This is a genomic window from Paracoccus sulfuroxidans, assembly GCF_007830335.1.
Taxonomy (GTDB): Bacteria; Pseudomonadota; Alphaproteobacteria; order Rhodobacterales; family Rhodobacteraceae; genus Paracoccus; species Paracoccus sulfuroxidans.
This window is the reverse complement of sequence record NZ_VLKU01000002.1, coordinates 104,540-128,009: the sequence shown is the minus strand read 5'-3', so window position 1 is coordinate 128,009 and position 23,470 is coordinate 104,540. Positions and strand designations below refer to the sequence as shown.

At 63.9% G+C, this 23,470-nt stretch carries 26 protein-coding genes; 17 read left to right on the top strand and 9 right to left on the bottom strand.

Going from position 1 to position 23,470, the window contains the following annotated elements; genetic code table 11:
• The first annotated feature begins 73 nt into the window (after positions 1 to 73).
• Complete coding sequence (gene ypfJ / locus IQ24_RS03125; protein WP_145396286.1) at positions 74 to 925, top strand: KPN_02809 family neutral zinc metallopeptidase; 852 nt, start codon at positions 74 to 76, stop codon at positions 923 to 925.
• Between the two features lie 58 nt (positions 926 to 983).
• Here ypfJ and IQ24_RS03120 read toward each other — a convergent pair whose 3' ends face one another.
• Positions 984 to 1,355: a hypothetical protein gene (locus IQ24_RS03120; RefSeq protein WP_145396285.1), complete on the bottom strand. Its 372-nt coding sequence runs from the start codon at positions 1,353 to 1,355 to the stop codon at positions 984 to 986.
• A 110-nt stretch (positions 1,356 to 1,465) separates the two neighbouring features.
• The gene (locus IQ24_RS03115) at positions 1,466 to 1,645 is read right to left on the bottom strand and encodes a hypothetical protein (RefSeq protein ID WP_145396284.1); all 180 of its coding nucleotides are present in this window, start codon (positions 1,643 to 1,645) and stop codon (positions 1,466 to 1,468) included.
• 54 nt (positions 1,646 to 1,699) lie between these two features.
• On the opposite strand from IQ24_RS03115, the gene IQ24_RS03110 reads away from it, so the two are divergent.
• Complete coding sequence (locus tag IQ24_RS03110; protein ID WP_145396283.1) at positions 1,700 to 2,152, top strand: type II toxin-antitoxin system RatA family toxin; 453 nt, start codon at positions 1,700 to 1,702, stop codon at positions 2,150 to 2,152.
• Between the two features lie 4 nt (positions 2,153 to 2,156).
• On the opposite strand, the gene IQ24_RS03105 is transcribed toward IQ24_RS03110, so the two are convergent.
• Together IQ24_RS03105 and gdhA are read right to left on the bottom strand one after the other, a co-directional pair.
• The gene (locus tag IQ24_RS03105) at positions 2,157 to 2,762 is read right to left on the bottom strand and encodes a gamma-glutamyl kinase (protein WP_145396282.1); all 606 of its coding nucleotides are present in this window, start codon (positions 2,760 to 2,762) and stop codon (positions 2,157 to 2,159) included.
• Positions 2,763 to 2,863: 101 nt separating this feature from the next.
• Positions 2,864 to 4,210 carry an NADP-specific glutamate dehydrogenase gene (gene gdhA / locus IQ24_RS03100; protein ID WP_145396281.1) on the bottom strand — a complete coding sequence of 449 codons (1,347 nt, stop codon included), beginning with the start codon at positions 4,208 to 4,210 and terminating at the stop codon, positions 2,864 to 2,866.
• Positions 4,211 to 4,422: 212 nt separating this feature from the next.
• Between gdhA and IQ24_RS03095 the strand changes: the two genes are divergently transcribed.
• Positions 4,423 to 4,941, top strand: a complete 519-nt coding sequence (locus IQ24_RS03095) for a hypothetical protein (RefSeq protein WP_158637473.1) — start codon at positions 4,423 to 4,425, stop codon at positions 4,939 to 4,941.
• 134 nt (positions 4,942 to 5,075) lie between these two features.
• On the opposite strand, the gene ccrA is transcribed toward IQ24_RS03095, so the two are convergent.
• Entirely contained in the window at positions 5,076 to 6,365 is a 1,290-nt protein-coding gene (gene ccrA / locus IQ24_RS03090) for a crotonyl-CoA carboxylase/reductase (protein ID WP_145396279.1), read from the bottom strand.
• 216 nt (positions 6,366 to 6,581) lie between these two features.
• Between ccrA and IQ24_RS03085 the strand changes: the two genes are divergently transcribed.
• Both IQ24_RS03085 and IQ24_RS03080 read left to right on the top strand, forming a co-directional pair.
• Positions 6,582 to 7,316 (top strand): carbonic anhydrase, encoded by a 735-nt coding sequence (locus IQ24_RS03085; protein ID WP_145396278.1) that lies wholly within the window; start codon positions 6,582 to 6,584, stop codon positions 7,314 to 7,316.
• 167 nt (positions 7,317 to 7,483) lie between these two features.
• On the top strand, positions 7,484 to 9,445 hold the full coding sequence (locus IQ24_RS03080; protein ID WP_145396277.1) for a protein meaA: 1,962 nt from the start codon (positions 7,484 to 7,486) through the stop codon (positions 9,443 to 9,445).
• Between the two features lie 45 nt (positions 9,446 to 9,490).
• Here IQ24_RS03080 and IQ24_RS03075 read toward each other — a convergent pair whose 3' ends face one another.
• On the bottom strand, positions 9,491 to 10,414 hold the full coding sequence (locus IQ24_RS03075; protein WP_242007896.1) for a DMT family transporter: 924 nt from the start codon (positions 10,412 to 10,414) through the stop codon (positions 9,491 to 9,493).
• Positions 10,415 to 10,926: 512 nt separating this feature from the next.
• On the opposite strand from IQ24_RS03075, the gene ffh reads away from it, so the two are divergent.
• The 9 genes from ffh to rpmE are packed head-to-tail and all read left to right on the top strand — an operon-like array spanning position 10,927 to position 16,051.
• Positions 10,927 to 12,423 (top strand): signal recognition particle protein, encoded by a 1,497-nt coding sequence (gene ffh, locus IQ24_RS03070; RefSeq protein WP_145396276.1) that lies wholly within the window; start codon positions 10,927 to 10,929, stop codon positions 12,421 to 12,423.
• A 3-nt stretch (positions 12,424 to 12,426) separates the two neighbouring features.
• Positions 12,427 to 12,948, top strand: coding sequence for a GNAT family N-acetyltransferase (locus tag IQ24_RS03065; protein ID WP_145396275.1), 522 nt, complete (start codon positions 12,427 to 12,429; stop codon positions 12,946 to 12,948).
• Positions 12,949 to 12,979: 31 nt separating this feature from the next.
• Positions 12,980 to 13,276: a chorismate mutase gene (locus tag IQ24_RS03060; protein ID WP_145396274.1), complete on the top strand. Its 297-nt coding sequence runs from the start codon at positions 12,980 to 12,982 to the stop codon at positions 13,274 to 13,276.
• Between the two features lie 48 nt (positions 13,277 to 13,324).
• Positions 13,325 to 13,699 carry a 30S ribosomal protein S16 gene (gene rpsP / locus IQ24_RS03055; RefSeq protein ID WP_145396273.1) on the top strand — a complete coding sequence of 125 codons (375 nt, stop codon included), beginning with the start codon at positions 13,325 to 13,327 and terminating at the stop codon, positions 13,697 to 13,699.
• Positions 13,700 to 13,701: 2 nt separating this feature from the next.
• Entirely contained in the window at positions 13,702 to 14,199 is a 498-nt protein-coding gene (gene rimM, locus IQ24_RS03050; protein WP_145396272.1) for a ribosome maturation factor RimM, read from the top strand.
• Positions 14,199 to 14,543, top strand: coding sequence for a hypothetical protein (locus IQ24_RS03045; protein ID WP_145396271.1), 345 nt, complete (start codon positions 14,199 to 14,201; stop codon positions 14,541 to 14,543). The genes rimM and IQ24_RS03045 overlap by 1 nt, the downstream gene beginning before the upstream one ends.
• Positions 14,543 to 15,433: a tRNA (guanosine(37)-N1)-methyltransferase TrmD gene (gene trmD, locus IQ24_RS03040; protein ID WP_145396270.1), complete on the top strand. Its 891-nt coding sequence runs from the start codon at positions 14,543 to 14,545 to the stop codon at positions 15,431 to 15,433. Before IQ24_RS03045 ends, trmD begins: the two co-directional genes overlap by 1 nt.
• A 4-nt stretch (positions 15,434 to 15,437) precedes the next feature.
• Positions 15,438 to 15,818 (top strand): 50S ribosomal protein L19, encoded by a 381-nt coding sequence (gene rplS / locus IQ24_RS03035; RefSeq protein ID WP_145396269.1) that lies wholly within the window; start codon positions 15,438 to 15,440, stop codon positions 15,816 to 15,818.
• Between the two features lie 11 nt (positions 15,819 to 15,829).
• Positions 15,830 to 16,051: a 50S ribosomal protein L31 gene (gene rpmE, locus IQ24_RS03030; protein WP_145396268.1), complete on the top strand. Its 222-nt coding sequence runs from the start codon at positions 15,830 to 15,832 to the stop codon at positions 16,049 to 16,051.
• A gap of 100 nt (positions 16,052 to 16,151) precedes the next feature.
• On the opposite strand, the gene IQ24_RS03025 is transcribed toward rpmE, so the two are convergent.
• Together IQ24_RS03025 and IQ24_RS03020 are read right to left on the bottom strand one after the other, a co-directional pair.
• Positions 16,152 to 16,355 (bottom strand): hypothetical protein, encoded by a 204-nt coding sequence (locus IQ24_RS03025; RefSeq protein WP_145396267.1) that lies wholly within the window; start codon positions 16,353 to 16,355, stop codon positions 16,152 to 16,154.
• Positions 16,352 to 16,600, bottom strand: coding sequence for a hypothetical protein (locus IQ24_RS03020; RefSeq protein WP_242007894.1), 249 nt, complete (start codon positions 16,598 to 16,600; stop codon positions 16,352 to 16,354). The genes IQ24_RS03025 and IQ24_RS03020 overlap by 4 nt, the downstream gene beginning before the upstream one ends.
• 253 nt (positions 16,601 to 16,853) lie before the next feature.
• On the opposite strand from IQ24_RS03020, the gene IQ24_RS03015 reads away from it, so the two are divergent.
• The 3 genes from IQ24_RS03015 (at position 16,854) to IQ24_RS03005 (ending at position 22,007) form a co-directional block, all read left to right on the top strand.
• Positions 16,854 to 17,633 carry a division plane positioning ATPase MipZ gene (locus tag IQ24_RS03015; RefSeq protein ID WP_145396266.1) on the top strand — a complete coding sequence of 260 codons (780 nt, stop codon included), beginning with the start codon at positions 16,854 to 16,856 and terminating at the stop codon, positions 17,631 to 17,633.
• A 67-nt stretch (positions 17,634 to 17,700) separates the two neighbouring features.
• On the top strand, positions 17,701 to 18,963 hold the full coding sequence (locus IQ24_RS03010; RefSeq protein WP_145396265.1) for an efflux RND transporter periplasmic adaptor subunit: 1,263 nt from the start codon (positions 17,701 to 17,703) through the stop codon (positions 18,961 to 18,963).
• Complete coding sequence (locus tag IQ24_RS03005; protein ID WP_145396264.1) at positions 18,960 to 22,007, top strand: efflux RND transporter permease subunit; 3,048 nt, start codon at positions 18,960 to 18,962, stop codon at positions 22,005 to 22,007. The genes IQ24_RS03010 and IQ24_RS03005 overlap by 4 nt, the downstream gene beginning before the upstream one ends.
• 135 nt (positions 22,008 to 22,142) lie before the next feature.
• Here IQ24_RS03005 and IQ24_RS03000 read toward each other — a convergent pair whose 3' ends face one another.
• Positions 22,143 to 23,459, bottom strand: coding sequence for a pyruvate dehydrogenase complex dihydrolipoamide acetyltransferase (locus IQ24_RS03000; RefSeq protein ID WP_145396263.1), 1,317 nt, complete (start codon positions 23,457 to 23,459; stop codon positions 22,143 to 22,145).
• Positions 23,460 to 23,470: the final 11 nt, after the last annotated feature.

Below are 23,470 nucleotides of genomic sequence, written 5' to 3'. Positions count from 1 at the left end.
GTTGTTACGTTTATGGATGGGATCATTGCCTGCATGAGGGCGGTCCGGGTCACTTTTTCGGGAAGATGCAGACATGGAATGGCGAGGACGGCGGGGCAGCCGCAACGTGGAAGACCGGCGCGGGATGAGCGCGGGGGGCGTCGGCGGGATCGGCGTCGTGGGCACGCTGGTGGTGCTGGCGGTCGGGTATTTCTTCGGAATCGACATCTCGCCCATCGTGGGTGCGATCGACAATGGACAGACCGAGACCGGCGAATCCCGGCCCCTGACGCCGGAAGAGCAAGAGATCGGGCAGTTCGTCTCGGTCGTGCTGGCCGATACCGAAGAGGTCTGGTCGCGCGTCCTGCCCGAACAGGCGGGGATGCAATATACCGATCCGACGCTGGTGATGTTCTCGGGCGCGGTGCAATCGGCCTGCGGCGGGGCCTCTGCGGCCATGGGGCCGTTCTATTGCCCGAACGACCGCAAGGTCTATCTGGACACCGACTTCTTCCGGATCATGCAGCAGCAGATGGGGGCGGGCGGCGATTTCGCCTATGCCTATGTCATCGCGCATGAGATCGGCCACCATGTGCAGAACCAGATCGGCATTCTGGGCAAGGTGAACGGGCTGCGGGCGCAATCCAGCCAGACCGACGCGAACCACCTGTCGGTCCTGACTGAGCTTCAGGCGGATTGCTTTGCCGGGATCTGGGCGCGTCAGGCCAGCGAACAGTTCGGCACCATCGACGATCAGGACATTTCCGAGGCGATCAATGCCGCGCGTTCGGTCGGCGATGATGTGCTGATGGAGAAAGCCGGTCGCGCGCCCATGCCCGACTCGTTCACCCATGGCTCGGCCGAGGATCGCCAGAGCTGGTTCCGCCGGGGCTTCAAATCGGGCCAGATGGCCCAGTGCAACACCTTCGGGGAAGCGGGCCTCTAAGGCCCCGAGCGGCTGCGCCTTCGGTGACCGAGGGCGCAGCCGGTTTTCGGAAAGACGATCAGCGCGCCTGCAGGACCTGCAGCACGCCGGGGGTCATCTGGCCCGCCATGCCCATCTCGACATCCCTGGCGCTGACCCGCCCGTCGACCACGCCCTGCGTCATCCGCTGGCAGAAGGTCGAGGGTGCGCGGGCCGGCGTTGTGTCCATTAGCACGGCCATATTGCTGATATCCGTCGCCGAGGAGCGCGCGGTCGCCGTGGTGCATTTCGCCACGAAATCGGTGCGGGCGGCGGGGTTGGCTGCCAGTTCGGCACGCTCGGCGTCGAAATTTTGGGTCTCGGGCGGGGTGCCGGTGGTGGGGGCCGTTTCGCAGGCGGCCAGAAAGACCAGCGCCGAAAGCGCGGCCAGAGAGGGCAGGGTGAACTTCATGACTGGTTACTCCACAGGGTCGGTTTCGGCCCAAGCGTGAAGAGACTCCGCGCCGAACTCAACCCGTTCTGATCCGACTGGCCGGAACTTGCTGATCTCGTGCGGGCCGGTCAGAACCCGCGCCGGTTGTTGGCGGGCAGGGTGGCCCAATCCGGCCAGAACCCCGCCTTTTCCAGGCCCAGCAGCGCCAGCCCGATGGCGATGATCGCCAGCACCAGCAGCACCCGATTGCGCGAGGGCGGGTTGCGCGCCCAGCGAGAGGCCCGAAGAAGCCAGATCAGGTTGTTCATCCCCCCGTTCCTTTGCTAGTGCTGTCCGCGACCCGAAATCAGCGGAACCAGACATTGCCACATCACAGCGACAGCCGCGTGCTGCCCTATACCGCCGACCAGATGTACGCATTGGTGGCCGATATTGAAAGCTATCCGCAGTTTCTGCCCTGGAATTCGGCCGCGCGCATCCGCTCTCGCGGGCCGGGGCCCGAGGCGGGCAGCGAGATCATCGAGGCCGATCTGGTCATCAGCTTCAAGGTTTTCCGGGAACGCTTCGGCAGCCGCGTGACCCTTTGGCCCGAGCGCAAGCAGATCGACACCGAATATCTGGATGGCCCGTTTCGCTATCTGCGCAGCGGCTGGACCTTCAGCGATCTGCCCGACCACCGGGTGCAGGTCGATTTCTTCGTCGATTTCGAATTTCGCAACGCGATCCTCGGCAAGGTGATCGGTGTCGTCTTTGGCGAGGCGATGTCGCGCATCGTGCGCGCCTTCGAGGAACGCGCCCGCGCCCTTTACGGCTGAGGCCTCATTCCACCCGGGCGCTCTCCCAAACCTCGAATTCGGCGGCCAGCGCCTCGCGCAGCCGCGCCTCCAGCGCCGGGCTCAGATCGGTCACCGTGCGGGGTGAGACGTTCTTGCTCTCAAGCGTGACCGGGCTGCCCAGACGCTGGCCCAGAAACTTCAGCAGCGCATCCATCGCCTCATAGCGGAACAGATGGGTGATCGCGACATGACCATGGCCGTTGCGCAGAAAATCCGATTGCCGCCCGATCCGGGCATAGGCCGGACGCTCCTCCATCGGGCGCAGCCAGGCCTCGATGAACTGTTCGAAACTGACCTGCACGGTGCTGTTCGCATGCCCGATCAGCGCATCCCGCGTGCGAAAGCGGTACCAGCTGCGCAGCCAGTCGATCGGGTCGCGCATGGTGGCGACGGTCTCGAACTCGGGCGCGCCGAAGGGGGTGAGCAGGGGGCGGATGTTGCGCCGGTACTGGCGCAGGTTCAGGTGCTTGATCTCGGGGGCCGAGCGAAATGCGATGTCGGCGCGATCCGAAAGCGCAACCTCCAGCGCGGTCGTTCCGGTCTTGGGAAGCGACAGCAGGGTCAGGCGCGCGGGAATGAAGATCAGCATCGTTCGGTCCGGAAAAACGCAGGGCTTCGGGCCGAATACTCAGCGGGGCCGCCTGTGACAAGCGGCCCCGCGTCAATGATTGGGCGATCCGGCGGGATCGGTCAGATCACGCCGAAGGCGCGCATCGCTTCGGCCACGCGGACGAAGCCCGCGATATTGGCGCCCAGCACATAGTCGCCCGGCGTGCCGAATTCCTCGGCCGTTTCGGCGCAGCGGTCGTGGATCGAGCGCATGATGTCGGCCAGACGGGCCTCGGTCTGGTCGAAGCTCCAGCTGTCGCGCGAGGCGTTCTGCTGCATCTCCAGCGCCGAGGTGGCGACGCCACCGGCGTTCGCGGCCTTGCCCGGAGCGAACATGACGCCTGCGGACTGGAAGGTGCGGACGGCTTCGGGTGTGCAGGGCATGTTAGCGCCTTCTCCGACGGCGATCACGCCGTTACGCACCAGCGCCTGCGCGTCACGGCCGTTCAGCTCGTTCTGCGTGGCCGAGGGCATGGCGACCTGGCAGGGAACTTCCCAGACCTTGCCGCCCTTGACGAAGCTTGCGCCCTTGCGGGCCTCCACATAGTCGCTGATGCGGGCTCGGCGCACCTCTTTCAGCTCCTTGACCAGATCGAGGTCGATGCCGTTCGGGTCATGGATATAGCCGCCGCTGTCCGAACAGGCGACGACCTTGCCGCCGAATTCGTGGATCTTCTCGATCGTATAGATCGCGACGTTGCCCGAGCCCGAGACGACGCAGGTCTTGCCGTCGAAGCTGTCTTTCTTGGTGCCCAGCATGCTTTGCACGAAATAGGTCGCGCCATAGCCGGTCGCTTCCTTGCGTGCCCGCGAGCCGCCATAGACCAGACCCTTGCCGGTCAGCACGCCCGCCTCATAGCGGTTGGTCAGGCGCTTGTACTGGCCGAACATGAAGCCGATCTCACGCGCGCCGACGCCGATGTCGCCTGCGGGGACGTCGGTGTATTCGCCCAGGTGGCGCGACAGTTCCGTCATGAAGGACTGGCAGAAGCGCATGATCTCGGCGTCCGAGCGGCCGCGCGGGTTGAAGTCCGAGCCGCCCTTGCCGCCGCCGATCGGCATGCCGGTCAGCGCGTTCTTGAAGGTCTGCTCGAAGCCGAGGAATTTGATGATGCCCACGTTCACCGACGGGTGAAAGCGGATGCCGCCCTTGTAGGGGCCCAGTGCCGAGTTAAACTGGACGCGGAAGCCGCGGTTTATCTGCACGTTGCCGGCGTCGTCGACCCACGGCACGCGGAAGATGATCTGACGCTCGGGCTCGCAGATGCGCTCGATCAGCGCGTTGTCGGCGTAATCGGGGTATTTCGCGATCACATGGCCAAGGCTTTCCAGAACCTCGCGGACCGCCTGATGGAACTCAGGCTCACCAGCGTTCCGGCGCATGACCTCATCCAGAATGGGAGAGAGTTTTTCGTCGATCTGCGTCATTGCGCGTTCACTCCTTGTAAACCGAACGGCGTAATAGCTTAGCTTTCGGGCAGATTGAACGGGGAAAGCACAAAAAGACGGCAAAAAGTCATAACTTCATACAAAATGCCCGAAGTCGTCTTGATGAGGGGGAGATGCCCAAGGTCGCGAACTTGCCTCGCGAAGATGATAAAATCAATGACAATCAGTATTTTGCTTAAGGGGATTGTTTCGTGGGAGGTGCTATTTTACCGCGATTGGCGCTGCTGTCGCTTGCTGGCATCCTTATGTTGGCGGCAGGGAAGGGCAAGGCGTCTGATGCAAAACCGGACACCGAAAAACCGGCTAGGACTGCAGATTTACGACCAAAGATTGATGATAATGCGCCGCCTCAAAAGCCTGACGTGAACGTCATCATCGACCGAGTCGCGACTCGTTTTGGGGCTTTTGTCATTATTGGCGGCGTTTCCTATCCTATGCAGCTTATCGCTGACGCATTCGGACGTGCACGGAGGGCGTTCCCTGAGAATCCCGGCGAAGTTATTCCAGACGCTTACTATTATTCGGTCACCTGCTTGGCCACTCTATTGACCGCGACCGCCATGCTGGTTGCGTTTCTGACGATCCTTCCGGCCTTTTCCTCGATCCGCGTCAAGCGGATGTGGCTTAGCGCCCTGCTTGCCCTTCCGATGGGGGGCGTCGCAATGCTCTATGTTTTCTCGTCTTCTTGGTTCTCGGACAAGACGACTTGAAGGATGTCAGCGCGGACATGGTCCAGCAGGTGGGCAACTTGATCGCGAAAGGGTGTGATGCCGGGGCGATTGCTGAAAAGTTTTGCCGGGACGCGATTTCTCACGCCCCGGCTGATGGCAATTAAGCGGGCCTCTCAGCGGCGACCGGCTTCCAGCGCGTCCTCGAAGGTGCGCAGGCCGGTCGTCGGCGCCTGAACCAGCACCGACATGTTGCCGGGTTTGTGCTGGTTCTTGTACATTTTCATATGCGCATCCGGGATCTCGGCCCAGGGGAAGACCTCGGACATGCAGGGATCAAGGCGACGCTCCAGCATCAGGCGGTTCGCGGCCGCGGCCTGCTTCAGATGCGCAAAGTGCGAGCCCTGCAGGCGCTTCTGGTGCATCCACATGTAGCGCACGTCGAAGGTGCAGTTGAAGCCGGTGGTGCCGGCGCAGATCACGACCATGCCGCCTTTTTTACAGACCAGCGTCGAGACCGGGAAGGTCGCCTCGCCGGGGTGCTCGAAGACGATGTCGACGTTGTTGCCCTTGCCGGTGATGTCCCAGATGGCCTTGCCGAACTTGCGCGCCTCGGTGAACCACTCCTTGTATTCGGGCGTGTTCACGGTGGGCAGTTGCCCCCAGCATTTGAAGTCCTTGCGGTTGATGACGCCCTTGGCCCCAAGGCCCATGACGAAATCGCGCTTGTCCTCTTCCGAGATCACGCCGATCGCATTGCCGCCAGCGGCATTGATCAGCTGGATCGCATAGGAGCCAAGACCGCCCGAGGCGCCCCAGACCAGCACGTTCATGCCGGGCTTCAACTCATGCGGCTCGTGACCGAAGAGCATGCGATAGGCGGTGGCCAGCGTCAGCGTGTAGCAGGCCGATTCTTCCCAGGTCAGGTGCTTGGGGCGATGCATCAGCTGCTGCGCCTGCACGCGGGTGAACTGCGCGAACGAGCCATCCGGCGTCTCATAGCCCCAGATCCGCTGGGTCGGCGAATACATCGGGTCGCCGCCGTTGCATTCCTCGTCATTGCCGTCGTCCTGGTTGCAGTGGATCACGACCTCGTCGCCCACTTTCCAGTTCTTCACCTTGTCGCCCACGGCCCAGACGATGCCCGAAGCGTCCGAGCCCGCGATGTGATAGGGGGCGCCATGGCCGTCGAAGGGGCTGATCGGCACGCCAAGACCGGCCCAGATGCCGTTGTAGTTGACGCCCGCGGCCATCACCAGAACCAGCACCTCGTTCGAGTCGATCGTCGGGGTCTCGACGACTTCGACCTGCATGGCCTTGTCCGGCTCACCATGACGTTCGCGGCGGATCGCCCAGGCGTACATCTGCTTGGGGACATAGCCGAGCGGTGGCATCTCGCCGATTTCGTAAAGATCTTTCTCCGGCGCATCATAGGGTGCGATCGGGGTGGGTTGATCCAAAGCCATCACAAATCTCCATTGCCGCATTGCAGAATCGGCTTCATGGGGAACATTTACGATTCACTTTGAAACAATGCAACTGCAGAGAGCGAAAATTTGAAATATTATGTCCCATCCAAACGTCCTCGGCGGAAAGGTGCAGCCCGGATTTATGGGACTGTTTCCCTTACGGCAAGCTGAGTATGGTCCGGGCGTTTGTTTTGTTAATGCTTGGAAAATAAAATGAAAATAGCGATCATCCCTGTGTTGTTTCTGCCCAGCCTTGCTCTCGCTCAGGGTGAGGCGGATTGGGGATATACCGGCGAGAAGGGACCAGACCATTGGGCGATGCTCGCCTCGGATTACGAGACCTGTGCTGCGGGCACGATGCAATCGCCCATTGATCTGAAAGCCGCCAATGCTGCGGGCGATTTGCAGCTTGATCTGGCCTATTATGCGGTGCCCCTGAAGGTGCTGAACACCGGGCTGACCCTTCAGCTGGACGGTCAGGCGGGCGGCGGTTTCACCGAGGCGGGCGAGAAGTTCGATCTGGTGCAGGGCCATTTCCATACACCCAGCGAGCATGTCCTCGACGGCAAGACCTACCCGGCGGAACTGCATCTGGTGCACAAATCGGCCGATGGAAAGCTGGCGGTTCTGGGCATTCTGATCGAGGAAGGCGCTGAAAACGCAGGTTTGGCCGCACTTCCGGTCGAATTTCCCAAGGCGGGCGAAGAGGCCGCCGTTGAGGGTGCCTCGTTCGAACCCGCGAAGTTCCTGCCCGAAGATCGTGCGATCTACCGCTATTCCGGCTCGCTGACGACGCCGCCCTGCAGTGAGGGCGTGGCCTGGCATGTGGTGAAGCAGCCGGTGACGGCCTCGGCCGAGCAGATTGCCGCCCTGTCGAAGGCGATGGGCGAGAATGCGCGCCCGCCGCAGGAACTGCATGGCCGCCTGCTGGTTGAGCCCGCAGAATAAGCCTGCGCCCGTCCGCGCGTCATGGCGGCGGACGGGCAAATGCCGCATGGCGGCGTACCCTATCCAGAAGGCTGAGGCCTCGGCGATTCTGCATCGCGGCGAATTGACAGGGTATGATTATGTCTCTAACCAATACCCAACTGTAATATTGTTGCGAAGGCGTTCAGATGGCCGAGAAAGACAAACCCTGGCTGTTCCGCACCTATGCGGGTCACTCCACCGCCAAGAAATCGAACGAACTTTACCGCAGCAACCTGTCGAAGGGGCAGACCGGCCTTTCGGTCGCTTTCGACCTGCCGACTCAGACCGGCTATGACAGCGATCACGTCCTTGCGCGGGGCGAAGTCGGGAAAGTCGGCGTGCCGATCTGCCACTTGGGCGACATGCGGGCCCTCTTTGACCAGATCCCGCTTGAACAGATGAACACCTCGATGACGATCAACGCGACGGCGCCTTGGCTGCTCTCGCTCTATATCGCGGTCGCGGAAGAGCAGGGGGCGGATGTCTCGAAGCTTCAGGGGACGGTACAGAACGATCTCGTGAAGGAATACCTGTCGCGCGGCACCTATATCTGCCCGCCGAAACCCTCGCTCACGATGATCACCGACGTTGCCGCCTATACGCAGCAGAACCTCCCCAAATGGAACCCGATGAACGTCTGTTCCTATCACCTGCAGGAAGCGGGTGCGACGCCGGAACAGGAACTGGCCTATGCGCTGGCGACCGGGATCGCGGTGCTGGACGACCTCAAGGGCAAGGTGCCCGCCGAGGATTTCCCGAACATGGTCGGGCGCATTTCCTTCTTTGTGAACGCCGGCATCCGCTTCGTGACCGAGCTTTGCAAGATGCGCGCCTTCACCGAGCTTTGGGACGAAATCACCTTGAACCGCTACGGGATCGAGGAAGAGAAGTATCGCCGCTTCCGCTACGGCGTTCAGGTGAACTCGCTTGGCCTGACCGAGCCGCAGCCGGAAAACAACGTCTATCGCATCCTGCTTGAGATGCTGGCCGTCACGCTTTCGAAAAACGCCCGCGCCCGCGCCGTGCAATTGCCTGCCTGGAACGAGGCGCTTGGCCTGCCGCGCCCGTGGGATCAGCAATGGTCGCTGCGGATGCAGCAGATCGTCGCCTACGAAACCGACCTTCTGGAATATGGCGACCTCTTCGACGGCAACCCGGCCATCGCGAAGAAGGTCGAGGAGCTCAAGGAAGGCGCCCGCAACGAGCTTGAACTGCTCGACAGCATGGGCGGCGCGATCGCGGCCATCGACTATATGAAGGCGCGTCTGGTCGAATCGAACGCGACCCGCCTTGGCAAGATCGAGACGAATGAAACCATCGTCGTCGGCGTCAACCGCTGGCAGCAGGGCGAACCTTCGCCGCTGACCGCAGGTGACGGCGGCATCATGGTCGTCGATCCGGCGGTCGAGCAGGAACAGATCTCGCGTCTGGACGCATGGCGCGCGGGTCGTGATGAGGCGGCGGTGCAGGCCGCGCTGGAACAGCTTCGCGCCGATGCCAATGCCGGGCGCAATGTCATGCCCGCCTCGATTGCCGCAGCGAAAGCCGGGGCCACGACGGGCGAATGGGCGGGCGTGATGCGCAACGTCCATGGCGAATATCGCGGCCCGACCGGCGTTTCGACCAGCCCCTCGAACCAGACCGAGGGCCTTGAGCCGATCCGCGAGGCGGTCGATGCTGTCAGCCAGCGCCTTGGTCGCCGCCTGAAGTTCGTCGTCGGCAAGCCCGGCCTCGACGGGCATTCGAACGGGGCCGAACAGATCGCCTTCCGCGCCCGCGATTGCGGCATGGACATCACCTATGACGGCATCCGCCTGACGCCCGAGCAGATCGTTGAAAGCGCGCGCGACGATGACGCGCATGTCGTCGGCCTGTCGATCCTGTCGGGCTCTCACCTGCCGCTGATCGCCGACACGATGAACCGGATGCGCGAAGCAGGCCTTGGCCATATCCCGGTCGTTGTCGGCGGCATCATCCCCGATGACGATGCCGAGGCGCTGCTGAAGATGGGCGTCGCCCGCGTCTATACGCCGAAGGACTTTGAGCTGAACCGCATCATGATGGACATTGTGGCGCTGGTCGAACCGGCAGCAGAAGCGGCCGAATAATCTCTGACAGCCCTGGCGCGGCAGGTTCCGCGCCCAGGGCTGCGCCTATCCCTTCCGCCGCAGTTTCAGCCGCCCGTCGATCAGCAGCAGCCCTGCGGCAATGGTCACCATGCCGAAGACATGCGCGGCGTTCAGCTCTTCCTCCAGAAACAGCCAGCCCAGCAGGATGGCCGAGACGGGCACGAGGAAGGTGACCAGCGAGATATTCGTGGCCCCCGCCCGCGCCAGCACGTTGAAGTAAAGCACATAGGCCAGCCCCGTGCAGATCGTGCCCATGATCAGGACCGCGCCCCAGGCCTGAACCGAGGCCACAGGCGGCGGCCCGTCGATCAGCAGCGCCACGGGCACCAGCAGGATGCTGGAGCCGGTGACCATGCCCGCCGCCGTGACGATCGGGTCGATTCCCATGCGGGCAAAGCGGCGGCCAAAGGTTCCGGCGCAGGCATAGGAAAGCGTCGCCCCCAGCACCGCGATCTGCGGCAGGATCGCCAGCCGGTGGCCCGCCAGCGTATCCAGCCCCATCATGATCGCGACGCCGCCCAGCCCCAGCACGACCCCGGCGATCTTGGCAGGCGTAGGCCGCTCATCGGCCAGAAACATCGCCGTCACCAGCACCGTCGACAAAGGCGTCACCGCATTCAGGATCGACGCCAGCCCCGAGGGGATCTGCGTCTGCCCCCAAGAGATCAGCGAAAACGGGATGACATTGTTGAGCGCGCCGATGACCAGAAAGGCCAGCCAAAGTTTCGGATCACGCGGGATGCTGCGCCCGCTCAGCAGCACATAGGCCCAAAGCACCACCGCCGCGACGAGCACCCGCGCGGCAACGACTGTCAGCACCGGCAGCCCGCGCACAGCAATGGCGATCAGGAAAAAGGACATGCCCCAGATCAGCGACAGGAGCAGGAGTTGCGCCCAGTCCGACGCGCCCATGCGCACCGAGATGGGCGCCGAGGAGGACGTGCTCATCAGCGTTCCCCTGTGGACGGCGAAGGGGCGGGGCAGGGCAGGATGCGCATGCTGGAATTTCCGGCTCTAGGGTTTTGCAGGTTCGGTTTTGCAGGTTCGGGCCGCCGCTGTCCCAAGGAGAGAACCGTCTTGGGGCAGGTGGGCGGTCAGGGGATATTCCATCGCCTGATGACCGACTACCAGTGCCATTCTTGCGGTCCATTCCGGTCCCGGGGTGACGCCTCGAACCAGACCGGAAAAGAGCACCTCGAAATCGATGGAATCCCGGGCATCGCCAGCCCACGTATGGCTTGACTGCAAAAGGAAAAAACCGGAACTTGCACGGGCAATCCTGTCCGGCTGCCGTGACCTGTCGCGCCGAAGGGTTGACTTTCTCCCGATATTTGTCCTATTCCATCCCAGATTCCCGGAAGGTCTGCCCTTCCGGTCCCCGTTTGCCGGGGATCGCCCCCCGTCAGCGCGTTGCGCCCACGGGGGCAACACTGCTTTGCCGCGCCACAGGAGGGCCGCCGATGTTTGAAAACCTGTCCGATCGCCTTGGTGGCGTCTTCGACCGGCTGACGAAGCAGGGCGCTCTGTCCGAGGATGACGTCACCGCCGCCATGCGCGAGGTGCGTGTGGCCCTGCTTGAGGCGGATGTCTCGCTGCCGGTTGCGCGCCAGTTCGTGAAGACGGTGACCGCCAAGGCCACCGGAGCTTCGGTCACGAAATCGATCACCCCCGGCCAGCAGGTCGTGAAGATCGTCCATGACGAGCTGATCAAGGTTCTGCAGGGCGAGGGTGAGCCCGACACGCTGCGCATCGACAACCCGCCCGCGCCGATCCTGATGGTCGGCCTTCAGGGCTCGGGCAAGACGACGACCACCGCGAAACTGGCGAAACGCCTGAAGGACCGCGAGAAGAAGCGCGTCCTGCTGGCCTCGCTGGATACCAACCGCCCGGCGGCCATGGAGCAGCTGGCGATTCTGGGTCAGCAGATCGGCGTCGATACCCTGCCGATCGTGCCGGGCGAAAACGCCGTCCAGATCGCGAAGCGTGCGAAACAGCAGGCGTCGCTGGGTGGCTATGACGTCTATATGCTGGACACCGCCGGACGTCTGCACATCGACGAAGTGCTGATGGACGAGGTTCAGGCCGTCCGTGACGTAGCCAACCCGCGCGAGACGCTGCTGGTGGTCGACGGCCTGACCGGTCAGGACGCGGTGAACGTCGCGACGGAATTCGACGGCAAGGTCGGCATCTCGGGCGTCGTTCTGACGCGGATGGACGGCGATGGCCGTGGCGGTGCGGCGCTGTCGATGCGTGCCGTGACCGGCAAGCCGATCCGCTTCGTCGGCCTTGGCGAAAAGATGGACGCGCTGGAAACCTTCGACGCGCAGCGCGTCGCGGGCCGCATCCTTGGCATGGGCGACATCGTCGCTCTGGTCGAAAAAGCGCAGGAAGTGCTGGAGGTCGAACAGGCCGAGCGCATGATGAAGCGCTTCCAGAAGGGTCTGTTCAACATGAACGACCTGAAAAGCCAGCTTGAGCAGATGATGAAGATGGGCGGCATGCAGTCGATCATGTCGATGATGCCGGGCATGGGCAAAATGGCCAAGCAGGCCGAGGCCGCAGGCTTTGACGACAAGGTCATCCGTCAGCAGATCGCGCTGATCAACTCGATGACCAAGAAGGAACGCGCCAACCCCGACATGCTGCAGGCCAGCCGCAAGAAGCGGATCGCCTCGGGTGCGGGCATGGAGGTGTCCGAGCTGAACAAGCTTCTGAAGATGCAGAAGCAAATGGCTGATACCATGAAGAAACTTGGCAAGATGGGCAAGGGCGGCATGCTGAAGCAGGCGATGCGCGCGATGACCGGCAAGGGTGGCGGTCTGCCGGATATGGCCAATGTCGATCCCGAGAAAATGGCCGAGGCGACCAAGATGCTGCAGGACCCGAAGGGTCTGGGCGGCCAGCTGGGCGGTATGGGCCTGCCGGGCGGTCTATCGGGCCTTTTCGGGAAGAAATAAGCCGTGGCCGATCTCTCTGTCCAAATCCCCGTCCTTGAAACCGAACGCCTGATCCTGCGCGAGCCGCGCCTGACGGATTTGGATGCTTTCGTGGCCTTCGGTCTGTCGGAGCGCTCGAAATTCGTGGGCGGTCCGATGGAACCGTGGCAGTCGTGGAACTCGCTGATGGTGGTGACCGGGCATTGGATCATGCGCGGCTTCGGCTGGTGGATTCTGGAAGACAAGGCCACCGGCGCGACCGCAGGCCGCGTCGGCATTGGCCATCATCTGGACTGGCCCGAGCCGGAACTGGGCTGGCATATCTATGAAGGCTTCGACGGCAAGGGGCTGGCCTATGAGGCTGCGGTCGCCGTGCGCAACCATGCCTACGCCGAAATGGGCTTTGGCCCGCTGATCTCGCTGATCGCGCCGGAGAACCATGCCTCGGCCAAGCTCGCGCGCCGTCTGGGTGCCGAACCCGAGAGCGAGACCGTGATCCGCGACGAGCCCTGCATCATCTTCCGCCATCCGAAGGTGATCCTGTGACCGCAATTTCCGCCAGCCAGAAGGATCGTTCATGACCGACGCCGTGATCCGCGCCGCCGAACTTCTGAAAGAGCATCGCGCCAGCATCGACCGGCTGGACGCGATCCTTGTCTATACGCTGGCCGAACGGTTCAAGCACACCCAATCCGTCGGCCGCCTGAAGGCCGAACACGATCTTCCTCCGTCCGATCCCGCCCGCGAGGCGAGCCAGATCGAGCGGCTGGAACGCCTCGCGCGCGAGGCCGACCTCGACCCGGAATTCGCGCGCAAATTCCTGAACTTCGTGATCTCGGAAGTCATCCGGCATCACATCCAACACCAATCGTAAGGCGGACCTCATCCGCCGCAACGACGCCATTTTAAAGGAGAAGACCCAATGGCAATGAAGATCCGTCTGGCCCGTGGTGGCTCGAAGAAGCGCCCGCACTATGCCGTCGTCGCCACCGACTCGCGCATGCCGCGCGATGGCCGCTTCCTGGAGAAGCTGGGCACCTACAACCCGCTGCTGCCGAAAGATTCGGAAGACCGCGTCAAGCTGAACATGGAGCGCGTGCAGTACTGGCTGAGCCAGGGCGCCCAGCCGACCGACCGCGTGGCCCGCTTCCTGGAAGCCGCTGGCGCGAAGCCGAAGACCGAGCGCAAGAACCTGAAAAAGGGCGAGCCGGGCAAGGCTGCGAAGGACCGCGCCGAGAAGCGCGCTGCGCGTGAGGCTGCGGCCAACGCTCCGGCCGAAGAAGCGGCTTCGGAATAATCATGTCCGAGCGGGTCTGCGTGGGGGCGATCGCGGGCGCCTTTGGCGTCCATGGCGAGGTGCGGCTGAAAAGCTTCTGCGCCGAGCCGAAGGACATCGCGACCTATGGCCCGCTGTGGAACGAAACGGGCGGACAGAGTTTCTCTGTCCGCCTGACCCGTCCGGTGACGGGCGGTCTGGGCGCAAGGCTGACCGGGGTTCAGACCCGCGAGGATGCCGAGGCGCTGAAGGGCGTGACGCTGTGGGCCGACCGGTCCGCGCTGCCGTCGCTGCCCGATGATGAATTCTATCATGCCGATCTGATCGGGCTTGAGGTGGTCGATACCGGCGGGGTCGTCATGGGGCGCGTGCGCGCGATCTATGACCACGGCGCGGGCGATATCCTTGAGATCACTGGTCCTCGTGCCATGATGCTGCCATTCACGCGGGCCTTCGTGCCGACGGTCGACCTTGCCAAAGGCCGCATCGTCGCCGACCCGCCGCAAGACCAGGAGGAGTGATGCGTCGCAGTCTGACCGGAGCAGGCATCGTGCTGATGCTGCTGGCGCCGTTGCTGCAGGGGCTTGCAGGCAATAGCGACCCCTATGCCTATGTGTTCGCGCCGATCATCCTTGCGGGCGTCATCCCTCGCTTCGCGGTGCGCGGCGTGCATCCCGATCCGGTGCGTCTGGCCCTTGGGGTCGTGATCGTCGGCGGGATCTGCATGGGGCTGTGGTGGCTGGGCCGTGCTCTGGTTGGCGATCAGCCCTGGAACGTGCAGGTCTGGGTGCCGCTGGGCGTGGCGATCCTGGGCGTGCTGATGACGGTCGCAGGCAGTCTTCTGCGCCATCCCGACAAGTTCTGATGCCGGGCGACAAGACCGATCCCCCGGCTGCCAGATCGCATGGCCGGATGAGCGTGCGCCTGTCGGCGCAGCCGCGCGACCTGATGGAGGGTCGCGAGGTTGAGGGTGCCTGGACCGCGCAGATCATCACGCTCTTCCCTGAGGCGTTTCCCGGAATTCTGGGCCTGTCGCTGACCGGCAAGGCGCTGGCCGATGGGCTGTGGAACCTGCGCAGCATTCACCTGCGCGAATTCGGCGAGGGCAAGCATCGCAACGTCGATGACACGCCTGCGGGCGGCGGTGCGGGCATGGTGATCCGCGCCGATGTCATGGCCCGCGCGCTGGAGGCCGCGCGCTCTGACGCGCAGGGCAGGGCGCTCCCCGTCGTCTATATGTCCCCGCGCGGCAAGCCGCTGACGCAGGCCCGTGCGCGCGAACTGGCGCAGGGTCCGGGCATCACCCTGATCTGCGGTCGGTTCGAAGGCGTGGATGAGCGCGTCCTCGAGGCCTACGGGATCGAGGAAATCAGCATTGGCGACTATGTCCTGACCGGCGGAGAGCTTGCCGCTCAGGTCTTGATTGACGCGACAGTTCGCCTTATACCGCGCGTGCTGGGGAATCAGGCGTCCTTGGCCGAGGAATCCTTTTCCGACGGTCTGCTTGAACACCCTCAGTACACGAAGCCCGCCCAATGGGAAGGCCGCGCGATCCCGGAAGTTCTTCTGTCGGGAAATCACGCGGCTATTGCCAATTGGAGGGGTGAAGAAGCCGCAAGGCTGACCAAGGAACGCCGCCCCGACCTGTGGCGGGCATATCAGGACCGTAAATCTGGTATGGACCCGACAAAGGACCGACAGCTCTCGGGCGCATCAGACCAATCGCGGGGCTACCGCGAGCATGAAAAGGATTAATGCGATGAACCTGATCGCCCAACTCGAAGCCGAGCAGATCGCCTCGCTCGGCAAGGAAATTCCGGATTTCAAAGCCGGCGACACCGTTCGCGTCGGCTATAAAGTGACCGAAGGCACGCGCACCCGCGTTCAGATGTACGAAGGCGTCGTCATCTCGCGCAAGGGCGGCGGCATCGGCGCTTCCTTCACCGTTCGCAAGATCTCGTTCGGCGAGGGCGTGGAGCGTGTGTTCCCGCTGTACTCGACCAATGTCGACTCGATCACCGTCGTGCGCCGTGGCCGTGTCCGCCGCGCCAAGCTGTACTACCTGCGCGATCGTCGCGGCAAGTCGGCGCGGATCAAGGAAGTCACCAACTACAAGCCCAAAGCTGAAGCCAAGGCCTGAGGAGTCGAGTCATGAAAAAAGACATTCACCCCGCGTATCACATGATCGACGTCAAGATGACGGACGGCACCGTGTTCCAGACCCGCACCACCTGGGGCAAGGAAGGCGAAACCATGTCGCTGGACATCGACCCGACCTCGCACCCGGCATGGACCGGCGGCTCGTCGCGTCTGATGGACACCGGCGGTCGCGTCTCGAAGTTCAAGAATAAATACGCCGGTCTGGGCTTCTGAGCCTGACGACCCGTCAAGATGCAAACGCCGCCCCGAAGGGCGGCGTTTTCATTTCCATGGTCGACTTCGTCCCGCGTGACCACGGAAAACCGGGGCAGGGTCAGAACCCCGCAAACAACGGCAGCCAGGCGCGCGGCGTGGGCGCGGGTTCGTTCAGCGGCAGGCCCGTCAGGCGGCCATTGCCGGTGTCGATCACCACGCGGCCGTCGCGCAGCTTGCGCAGAACCGGGCCCTGCGCGCTTTGATATTTGGACAGCGCGATGGTGGCATATCCGCTGGTGGCAATGCGTTCGATGAAGCTCATTGGATACGTCCTTTCCGATCACGTTTCTCGACAATGACCCCCCAGAGGGACGGGTCACGGTTGCGCAGCAGGTCTTCCGAAGCGGCCTCCGGATCAGAAGTCATCAGCGTCAAGGGAATTCCCGAAATGTGATGCGGCTTGCCCTTGCGGCGATCGATCAGCGTGACCGCAAACCGCGCGCCGGTGTCGGGCGTGACCTTCATCGCACAATCGGCAAAGGTCGACAGATGGTTAAACATGGTCATCTCTGGCTCCTTTCCCTGAAGTGACCCGTTCTGGATACACCTATATTACGACACTGTTTGTCGTGTATTGCAAGAAGAAAAATCGACTCGTAATGTCGTGATTAAATTTCTGAAAAAATACCGTGTATTGCACGCGCCGGGCAGGGGGTGCCCAAGCTGCCGCACCCAGAGCCTCTTGGGGGATTGGCGGCTTTTCTTTGCGACCTTCGCGGCATAAGGTCCGCCCGCCTTAGGCTGAGGATCAGGGGGATTCGTGGCGCATATCATCGTCGTCGGGAACGAAAAGGGTGGCTCGGGCAAATCGACCACCTCGATGCATGTGGCAACGGCGCTGGCGCGCATGGGCCATCGCGTCGGCGCGCTTGATCTTGACGTGCGCCAGCGCAGCTTTGCGCGCTATCTGGAAAACCGCATGGCCTTCATGAAGCGCGAGGGGTTGGACCTGCCAACACCGCAGCTGATGACGCTCGAGGCCGAGCAGGACGGTATCGACCCGCTTTCGGCGGCGGTCGCGCAGCTGGACCAAAACTGCGAGTTCATCCTGCTGGACTGCCCCGGCTCGCACACGCGGCTGTCGCAGATGGCGCATTCGCTGGCCGATACGCTGGTGACGCCGATGAACGACAGCTTCATCGACTTCGACCTGCTGGCGCGCATGTCGCCCGAAGGGAAGGTGCTGGGCCCCTCGATCTATGCCGAGATGGTCTGGTCCGCCCGTCAGATGCGGGGCGAGGCGGGCGCGGGCCCCATCGACTGGCTGGTGCTGCGCAACCGTCTGGGCACGCAGCAGATGCACAACAAGCGCAAGGTCGGCGGCGCGCTGGCGACGCTGTCGAAGCGCATCGGTTTCCGCGTCGCGCCGGGTTTCTCGGAACGCGTGATCTTCCGCGAGCTTTTCCCGCGCGGCCTGACGCTGCTGGATCTCAAGGACATCGGGACCGAGCAGCTGAGCATGTCGAACATCGCGGCCCGGCAAGAGCTGCGCGACCTGATCAATGAGCTGCACCTACCCAACGTAAGCGTGAACTTCTGACTTCGGATCGGCGTTGCCGCCGTGAGGTGCCGCGAATAGCCTGTGCCCGACCCGACCGGAGGAAATGATGACGTCTGCGCGCGCAATGGCCAAGCTAGTCCTGATGGGCGCGCTATCGATCTCGACTGTCGCAGGGATGGCACAGGCCGCCCCTGCCAATGCCACCGAGGAGGGCGCGGCGGCGGCCCAGAAGACTGGCGCCGAACTGCCCGCAATCACCATTGCCACCGCGCATCGCCAAAAGGTCGAGGCGCGGGTTTCGGTCACCGGCTCGATGGTGGCGCGCAAAGAGGTGATGGTGAACGCCAATGTCTCGGGCTACGAGATCACCGCCATTGAGGTCGAGGTCGGCGACAGCGTGAAGGCGGGCGATGTGCTGGCGCGGCTGTCCTCGGCGACGCTGACGGCGCTGTTGGCGCAGGCTGAGGCCGAATTCCAGCGGGCGGAAGCGGGCGTTAGCCAGTCCGAAAGCCAGCTTGCGAGTTCGCAGGCGAGCCTCACCCAGGCGGTCCAGACGCTGGAGCGCACACAAAGCCTGCGTCGTAGCGGGAACGCCCCGCAGGCCACGCTGGATCAGGCGATTGCGGCGGAGGCCTCGGCCCGGGCGGCGGTTGCTTCAGCCAATGACGGGATTGGCGTCGCGCGTGCCGCACTTGCGCAGGCTACCGCCGCGCGCGAGGTCGCCCGGCTGAACCTGGGCTATGCGACGATTGCCGCGCCGGTCGACGGCGTGGTCGTGCAGCGCAGCGCCGAGCTGGGCGCGATCTCGGGCGCAGGCACGCAGGCGCTGTTCACCCTGATCGCCAATAGCGAAGTGGAATTTGCGGGCGAGGTGGTCGAGACGGCATTGAGCCAGCTCGAACCCGGCCAGCCGGTCGAGCTGACCGTTGCGGGCATCGGGCAGATCGAGGGGGCGCTGCGGCTGGTGCCCGCCTCGGTCGATATGGCAACGCGGCTGGGCGCGGTGCGCGTCTCGCTGGAGGCGGACCCGCGGCTGCGCACGGGGCTTTTCGCCAGCGGCTGGATCGTCACCGCGAAGCGCGACAGCGTGACCGCGCCCGTGACCGCCGTGCTGGCCGATGACAGCGGTGAGCGGGTGCAGATCGTCAAGGGCGATGAAATCGAGGCCCGCCCGGTGAAGGCCGGGCTGATCTGGCAGGGCCAGCGCGAAATTCTGGAAGGCGTGGCCGAGGGTGAGGATGTCGTCGCCCGCGCAGGTGCCTTCTTCCGCACCGGCGACCGCATCCGGCCTGTCCGGGCGGAGGCGAAAGCGACCCCGGCGGCCGAGGCCAAGACGGAGACCGAGGCCAAGGCGGGGACCGGCGAATGAACCTGTCGGCCTGGTCCATCCGCCACCCGGTTCCGCCGATTGCCGTCTTCCTGGTCCTGCTGATCACCGGGCTTTACAGCTTCAACCGGCTGCCCGTCACGGCCATGCCGAATATCGACCTGCCGCTGGTCAGCGTCAGCGTGGCGCAGCCCGGCGCGGCGCCCTCGGAACTGACGCGGCAGGTCATCCAGCCCATCGAGGATTCCATCGCCAGCATCACCGGCGTGCGGCATATCACCTCGACCGCCTCGGACAGCGCGGCCAGCATCATGGTCGAGTTCGAGCTGGAGACGAACACCGACCGCGCCGTCAACGACGTCAAGGATGCGGTCGCCAATGTCCGCGCTGACTTGCCGGAATCGGTGGTCGAGCCGGTGGTCAAGCGCATCGACATCAGCGGCATGGCGATCCTGACCTATGCCGTCAGCGACCCGGGCATGAGCATCGAACAGCTGTCGAAATTCGTCGATGACGTGATCTCGCGCGAGCTCTCGAACGTGCCGGGCGTGGCCAGTACCTCACGCATCGGCGGCGCGGATCGGCAGATCAATGTCGAGCTGGATCTGGACCGGGTCGAGGCCTTCGGGCTGACCGCGGACGGGGTTTCGCAGCAGCTTCGGGCGCGCAACATCGACATGGGTGGCGGTCGGGGCAATCTGTCGGGGACCGAATTTTCCATCCGCGCGCTTGGGGCTGCGGGCACGGTCGAGCGGCTGGCGGCCACGCCAATCTCGATTTCCGGCGACCGTTCGGTGCGGCTCGATCAACTGGGCACGGTGACCGACGGCGCCAGTGATGAGCGCAAGTTCGCGCTGCTGGACGGCAATCCCGTGGTGGCTTTCGGGGTCTTCCGGGGAACGGGCGAGTCCGACCTGCTGGCGGGCGACGGCACCAAGGCGCGGCTGGCCCAGCTTTCGACGCAATACCCCGACATGAAGATCACGCTCATCGATGATGCCACGACCTATACGCTGAACAGCTATCACTCGGCGATGGACACGCTCTATGAGGGCGCGGCGCTGGCCGTCATCGTGGTCTTTCTGTTCCTGCGCAACTGGCGCGCGACGCTGATCGCTGCCGTCGCCTTGCCACTGTCGATCATCCCGACCTTCTTCGTCATGCACTGGCTGGGGTTCACGCTGAACGGCATCAGCCTGCTGGCGATCACTCTGGTCACCGGGATTTTGGTCGATGACGCCATCGTCGAGATCGAGAATATCGTGCGCCATATCAGCATGGGCACGCCCCCCTATGAGGCCAGCGTCGAGGCCGCGAACGAGATCGGCCTGACCGTCATTGCGATCAGCTTCTCAATTGTCGCGGTCTTTGCGCCGGTCAGCTTCATGGGCGGCATCGCGGGGCAGTATTTCAAGCAATTCGGCCTGACGGTCGCGGTCTCGGTGCTGTTTTCGCTGCTGGTCGCGCGGATCATCACGCCGATGATGGCGGCCTATCTGATCCGGGGTGCGCGGCATGAGGAGGTGCAGGATGGCAGGCTGATGCGCGGGCTGATGGCGGTGCTGCGCTGGACGCTGCGCCATCGCTGGCTGACGCTGCTTCTGGGGGCGCTGGTCTTTGCGGGCTCGATCTTTTCCTCGACCCTGCTGCCGACAGAGTTCGTTCCGGCCTCGGATGTCGGGCGCAGCCAGATCAAGCTGGAGCTGCCGCCCGGCTCGACCCTGACGGATACCGAAGATGCCTCGCGCCTCTTCACCGACAGGATCCGACAGATGCCCGAGGTGCAATCGGTCTTCGTGAACGGCGGCGACGGCGATGTGACCGATGCGCGCCTTCTGGTGAACTATGGCCCCAAGGAAGATCGCACGCGGACCAGTTTCGAGATCGAAGAGGCGCTGAAGCAGGATCTGGCCTCGATCCCAGATATCCGGGTGAATTTCCAGAACGAGGCCGGGCAGAACGATTTCAACATCTCGGTTCTGGCCAATTCCGAGGAGGCCGCCGCAGAGGCCGCCGAGCGGCTGATGGTGGCGATGAAGACGCTGCCGACGCTGGAGGGCGTGACCTCATCGGCGAGCCTCCAGCGCCCCGAGATCCAGATCACCCCCAAGCCCGAGGTGGCCGCACAACTGGGCGTCTCGGCCAGTTCGCTGGCCACCACGCTGCGCGTCGCCACGCTGGGCGACAGCGAGTCCAATCTGGCGAAGTTCAACACCGGCGAAGAGCAGATCCCGATCCTCGTGCGGCTGGACCGCACGGCGCGCGAGGATATGCAGCGGCTGCAGAACATGCGTGTGCCGGGCGTCACCTCGCAGGTGCCGCTGGCGGCGGTCGCGGATGTGACCCTGTCGGCGGGGGCCACCCAGATCAGCCGCTATGACCGGCGTTACAACACCTCGGTCTCGGCCAATCTGGCGGATGGGGCGCTGCTGGGGCCGGTGAATGCGCAGGTGCAGGCGCTGCAGACGACCGTCGCTCTGCCCGAGGGGGCCGAGATCAAGGCGGCGGGCGACGCCGAAATCATGGCCGAGGTTTTCGGGGCTTTTGGCATCGCCATGGGGTCAGGCGCGCTTCTGGTCTATGTCGTTCTGGTCCTGCTGTTTCACAACTTCGTCACGCCGATCTCGATCCTGCTGTCGCTGCCGCTGGCCATCGGCGGCGCGATCTTTGCGCTTTTCGTGACCGGGAATTCGATCTCGATGGCGGTGGTCATCGGCTTCCTGATGCTGATGGGAATTGTCACCAAGAACGCGATCATGCTGGTCGAATTCGCCCTGACAGGCATTGATGCGGGCATCCCGAAGCGCGAGGCGATCCTGGATGCCGTGCACAAGCGGGCGCGGCCGATCATCATGACGACCATTGCCATGACGGCGGGCATGGTGCCCTCGGCTATCTCGCGCGGGGAGGGCAGCGAGTTCAGCTCTCCGATGGCGGTGGCGGTGATTGGCGGGCTGCTGCTGTCGACGCTGCTGTCGCTGCTGTTCGTGCCCTCGCTGTTTTCGCTGATCCATGGCGGGCAGCAACGGGTCATGGGCTGGGTCGGGCGTCGGGTTGGCGTCAATCGGCCGCAGGAGGGGGGCTGAATTTCACCCAGGGTTTTGGTGGCGCGGGTGTGATTTGGGTATTTGGGCAACGGAGAAATTGCAGGCGGTGGCCTGATGTGGGAAGCGCCGCCCTTTTTGGGGCGGCGCTTTGGGTTTTCTGTCGTTTGGGATGACTCAGGCGAGCATGCCCATCGGGTTTTCGAGGTGCTTGACGATCGCATCCAGAAGCTGCGCGCCCAGGGCCCCGTCAATCACCCGGTGATCGACCGAGAGCGTCATCGACATGACGTTGCGGATGACCACCTCGCCATTTTCGACGACCGGGGTCTGGATGCCCGCGCCGACGGCAAGGATCGCGCCATGCGGTGGGTTGATGACCGCGTCGAAGTTCTCGATCCCGAACATGCCGAGGTTCGAGATGGCGAAGCTGCCGCCCTGATATTCATGGGGCGCGAGCTTCTTCGTCTTGGCGCGGCTGGCCAGGTCCTTCATCTCGATCGAGAGGGTCGACAGCGTTTTCTGCTGCGCGTCCTTCAGGACCGGGGTGAAGAGGCCGCCTTCGATGGCGACGGCAACCGCCACATCCGAGGGCTTGAGCTTCAGGATCCGGTCGCCTGCCCAGACGGCATTGGCATCCGGCACCTCTTGCAGGGCCAGCGCGCTGGCCTTGATGATGAAGTCATTGACCGACAGCTTCACGCCGCGTGCTTCCAGCTGCTTGTTCAGCATGGCGCGGAACTTCATCAGCTCATCGAGCTTGGCCGATTTGCGCAGATAGAAATGCGGGATCGTCTGCTTGGCCTCGGAGAGACGCGCGGCAATGGTGCGGCGCATGCCGTCGAGCGCGACCTCAGTGGTCTCGCGGTCGGCATACATCTTGAGGATGGTCTCGGTCGAGGGACCGGTGGCGACGGCGGGAGCCGCAGCCGGAGCGGCGGCCTTGGGCGCTTCCGCAGCCGCGGCGGCGCGCGGGGCGGCTGCGCCGGGTTTTGCACCCTCGACGTCGGCCTTGACGATGCGACCGTAAGGGCCGGAGCCCGTCACGGCGGCAAGATCGATGCCTTTTTCCGCAGCGATCCGGCGCGCGAGCGGCGAGGCGAAGACGCGGTTGCCCTTGTCGTCACGACCCGCCGACGGGGCGGCAGCGGGTGCTGCCGGAGCCGCAGGGGCGGGGGCTGCTGCTGCGGCCGGAGCCGGAGCGGCGGCCTCGGCCTTGGGGGCCGGAGCTTTCACGTCTGCCGCGCTTTCGCCCTCTTCGAGCAGGACCGCGATGGCCGTATTGACCTTCACGCCCGCCGTGCCTTCGGCGATCAGCAGTTTTGCGATCACGCCTTCGTCCACGGCCTCGAACTCCATCGTAGCCTTGTCGGTCTCGATCTCGGCGAGGATGTCGCCGGATTTGACGGTATCACCCTCTTTCACCAGCCATTTGGCCAGGGTGCCCTCTTCCATCGTCGGGGAAAGGGCGGGCATCAGGATTTCTGTCGACATGCTTCGTCCTT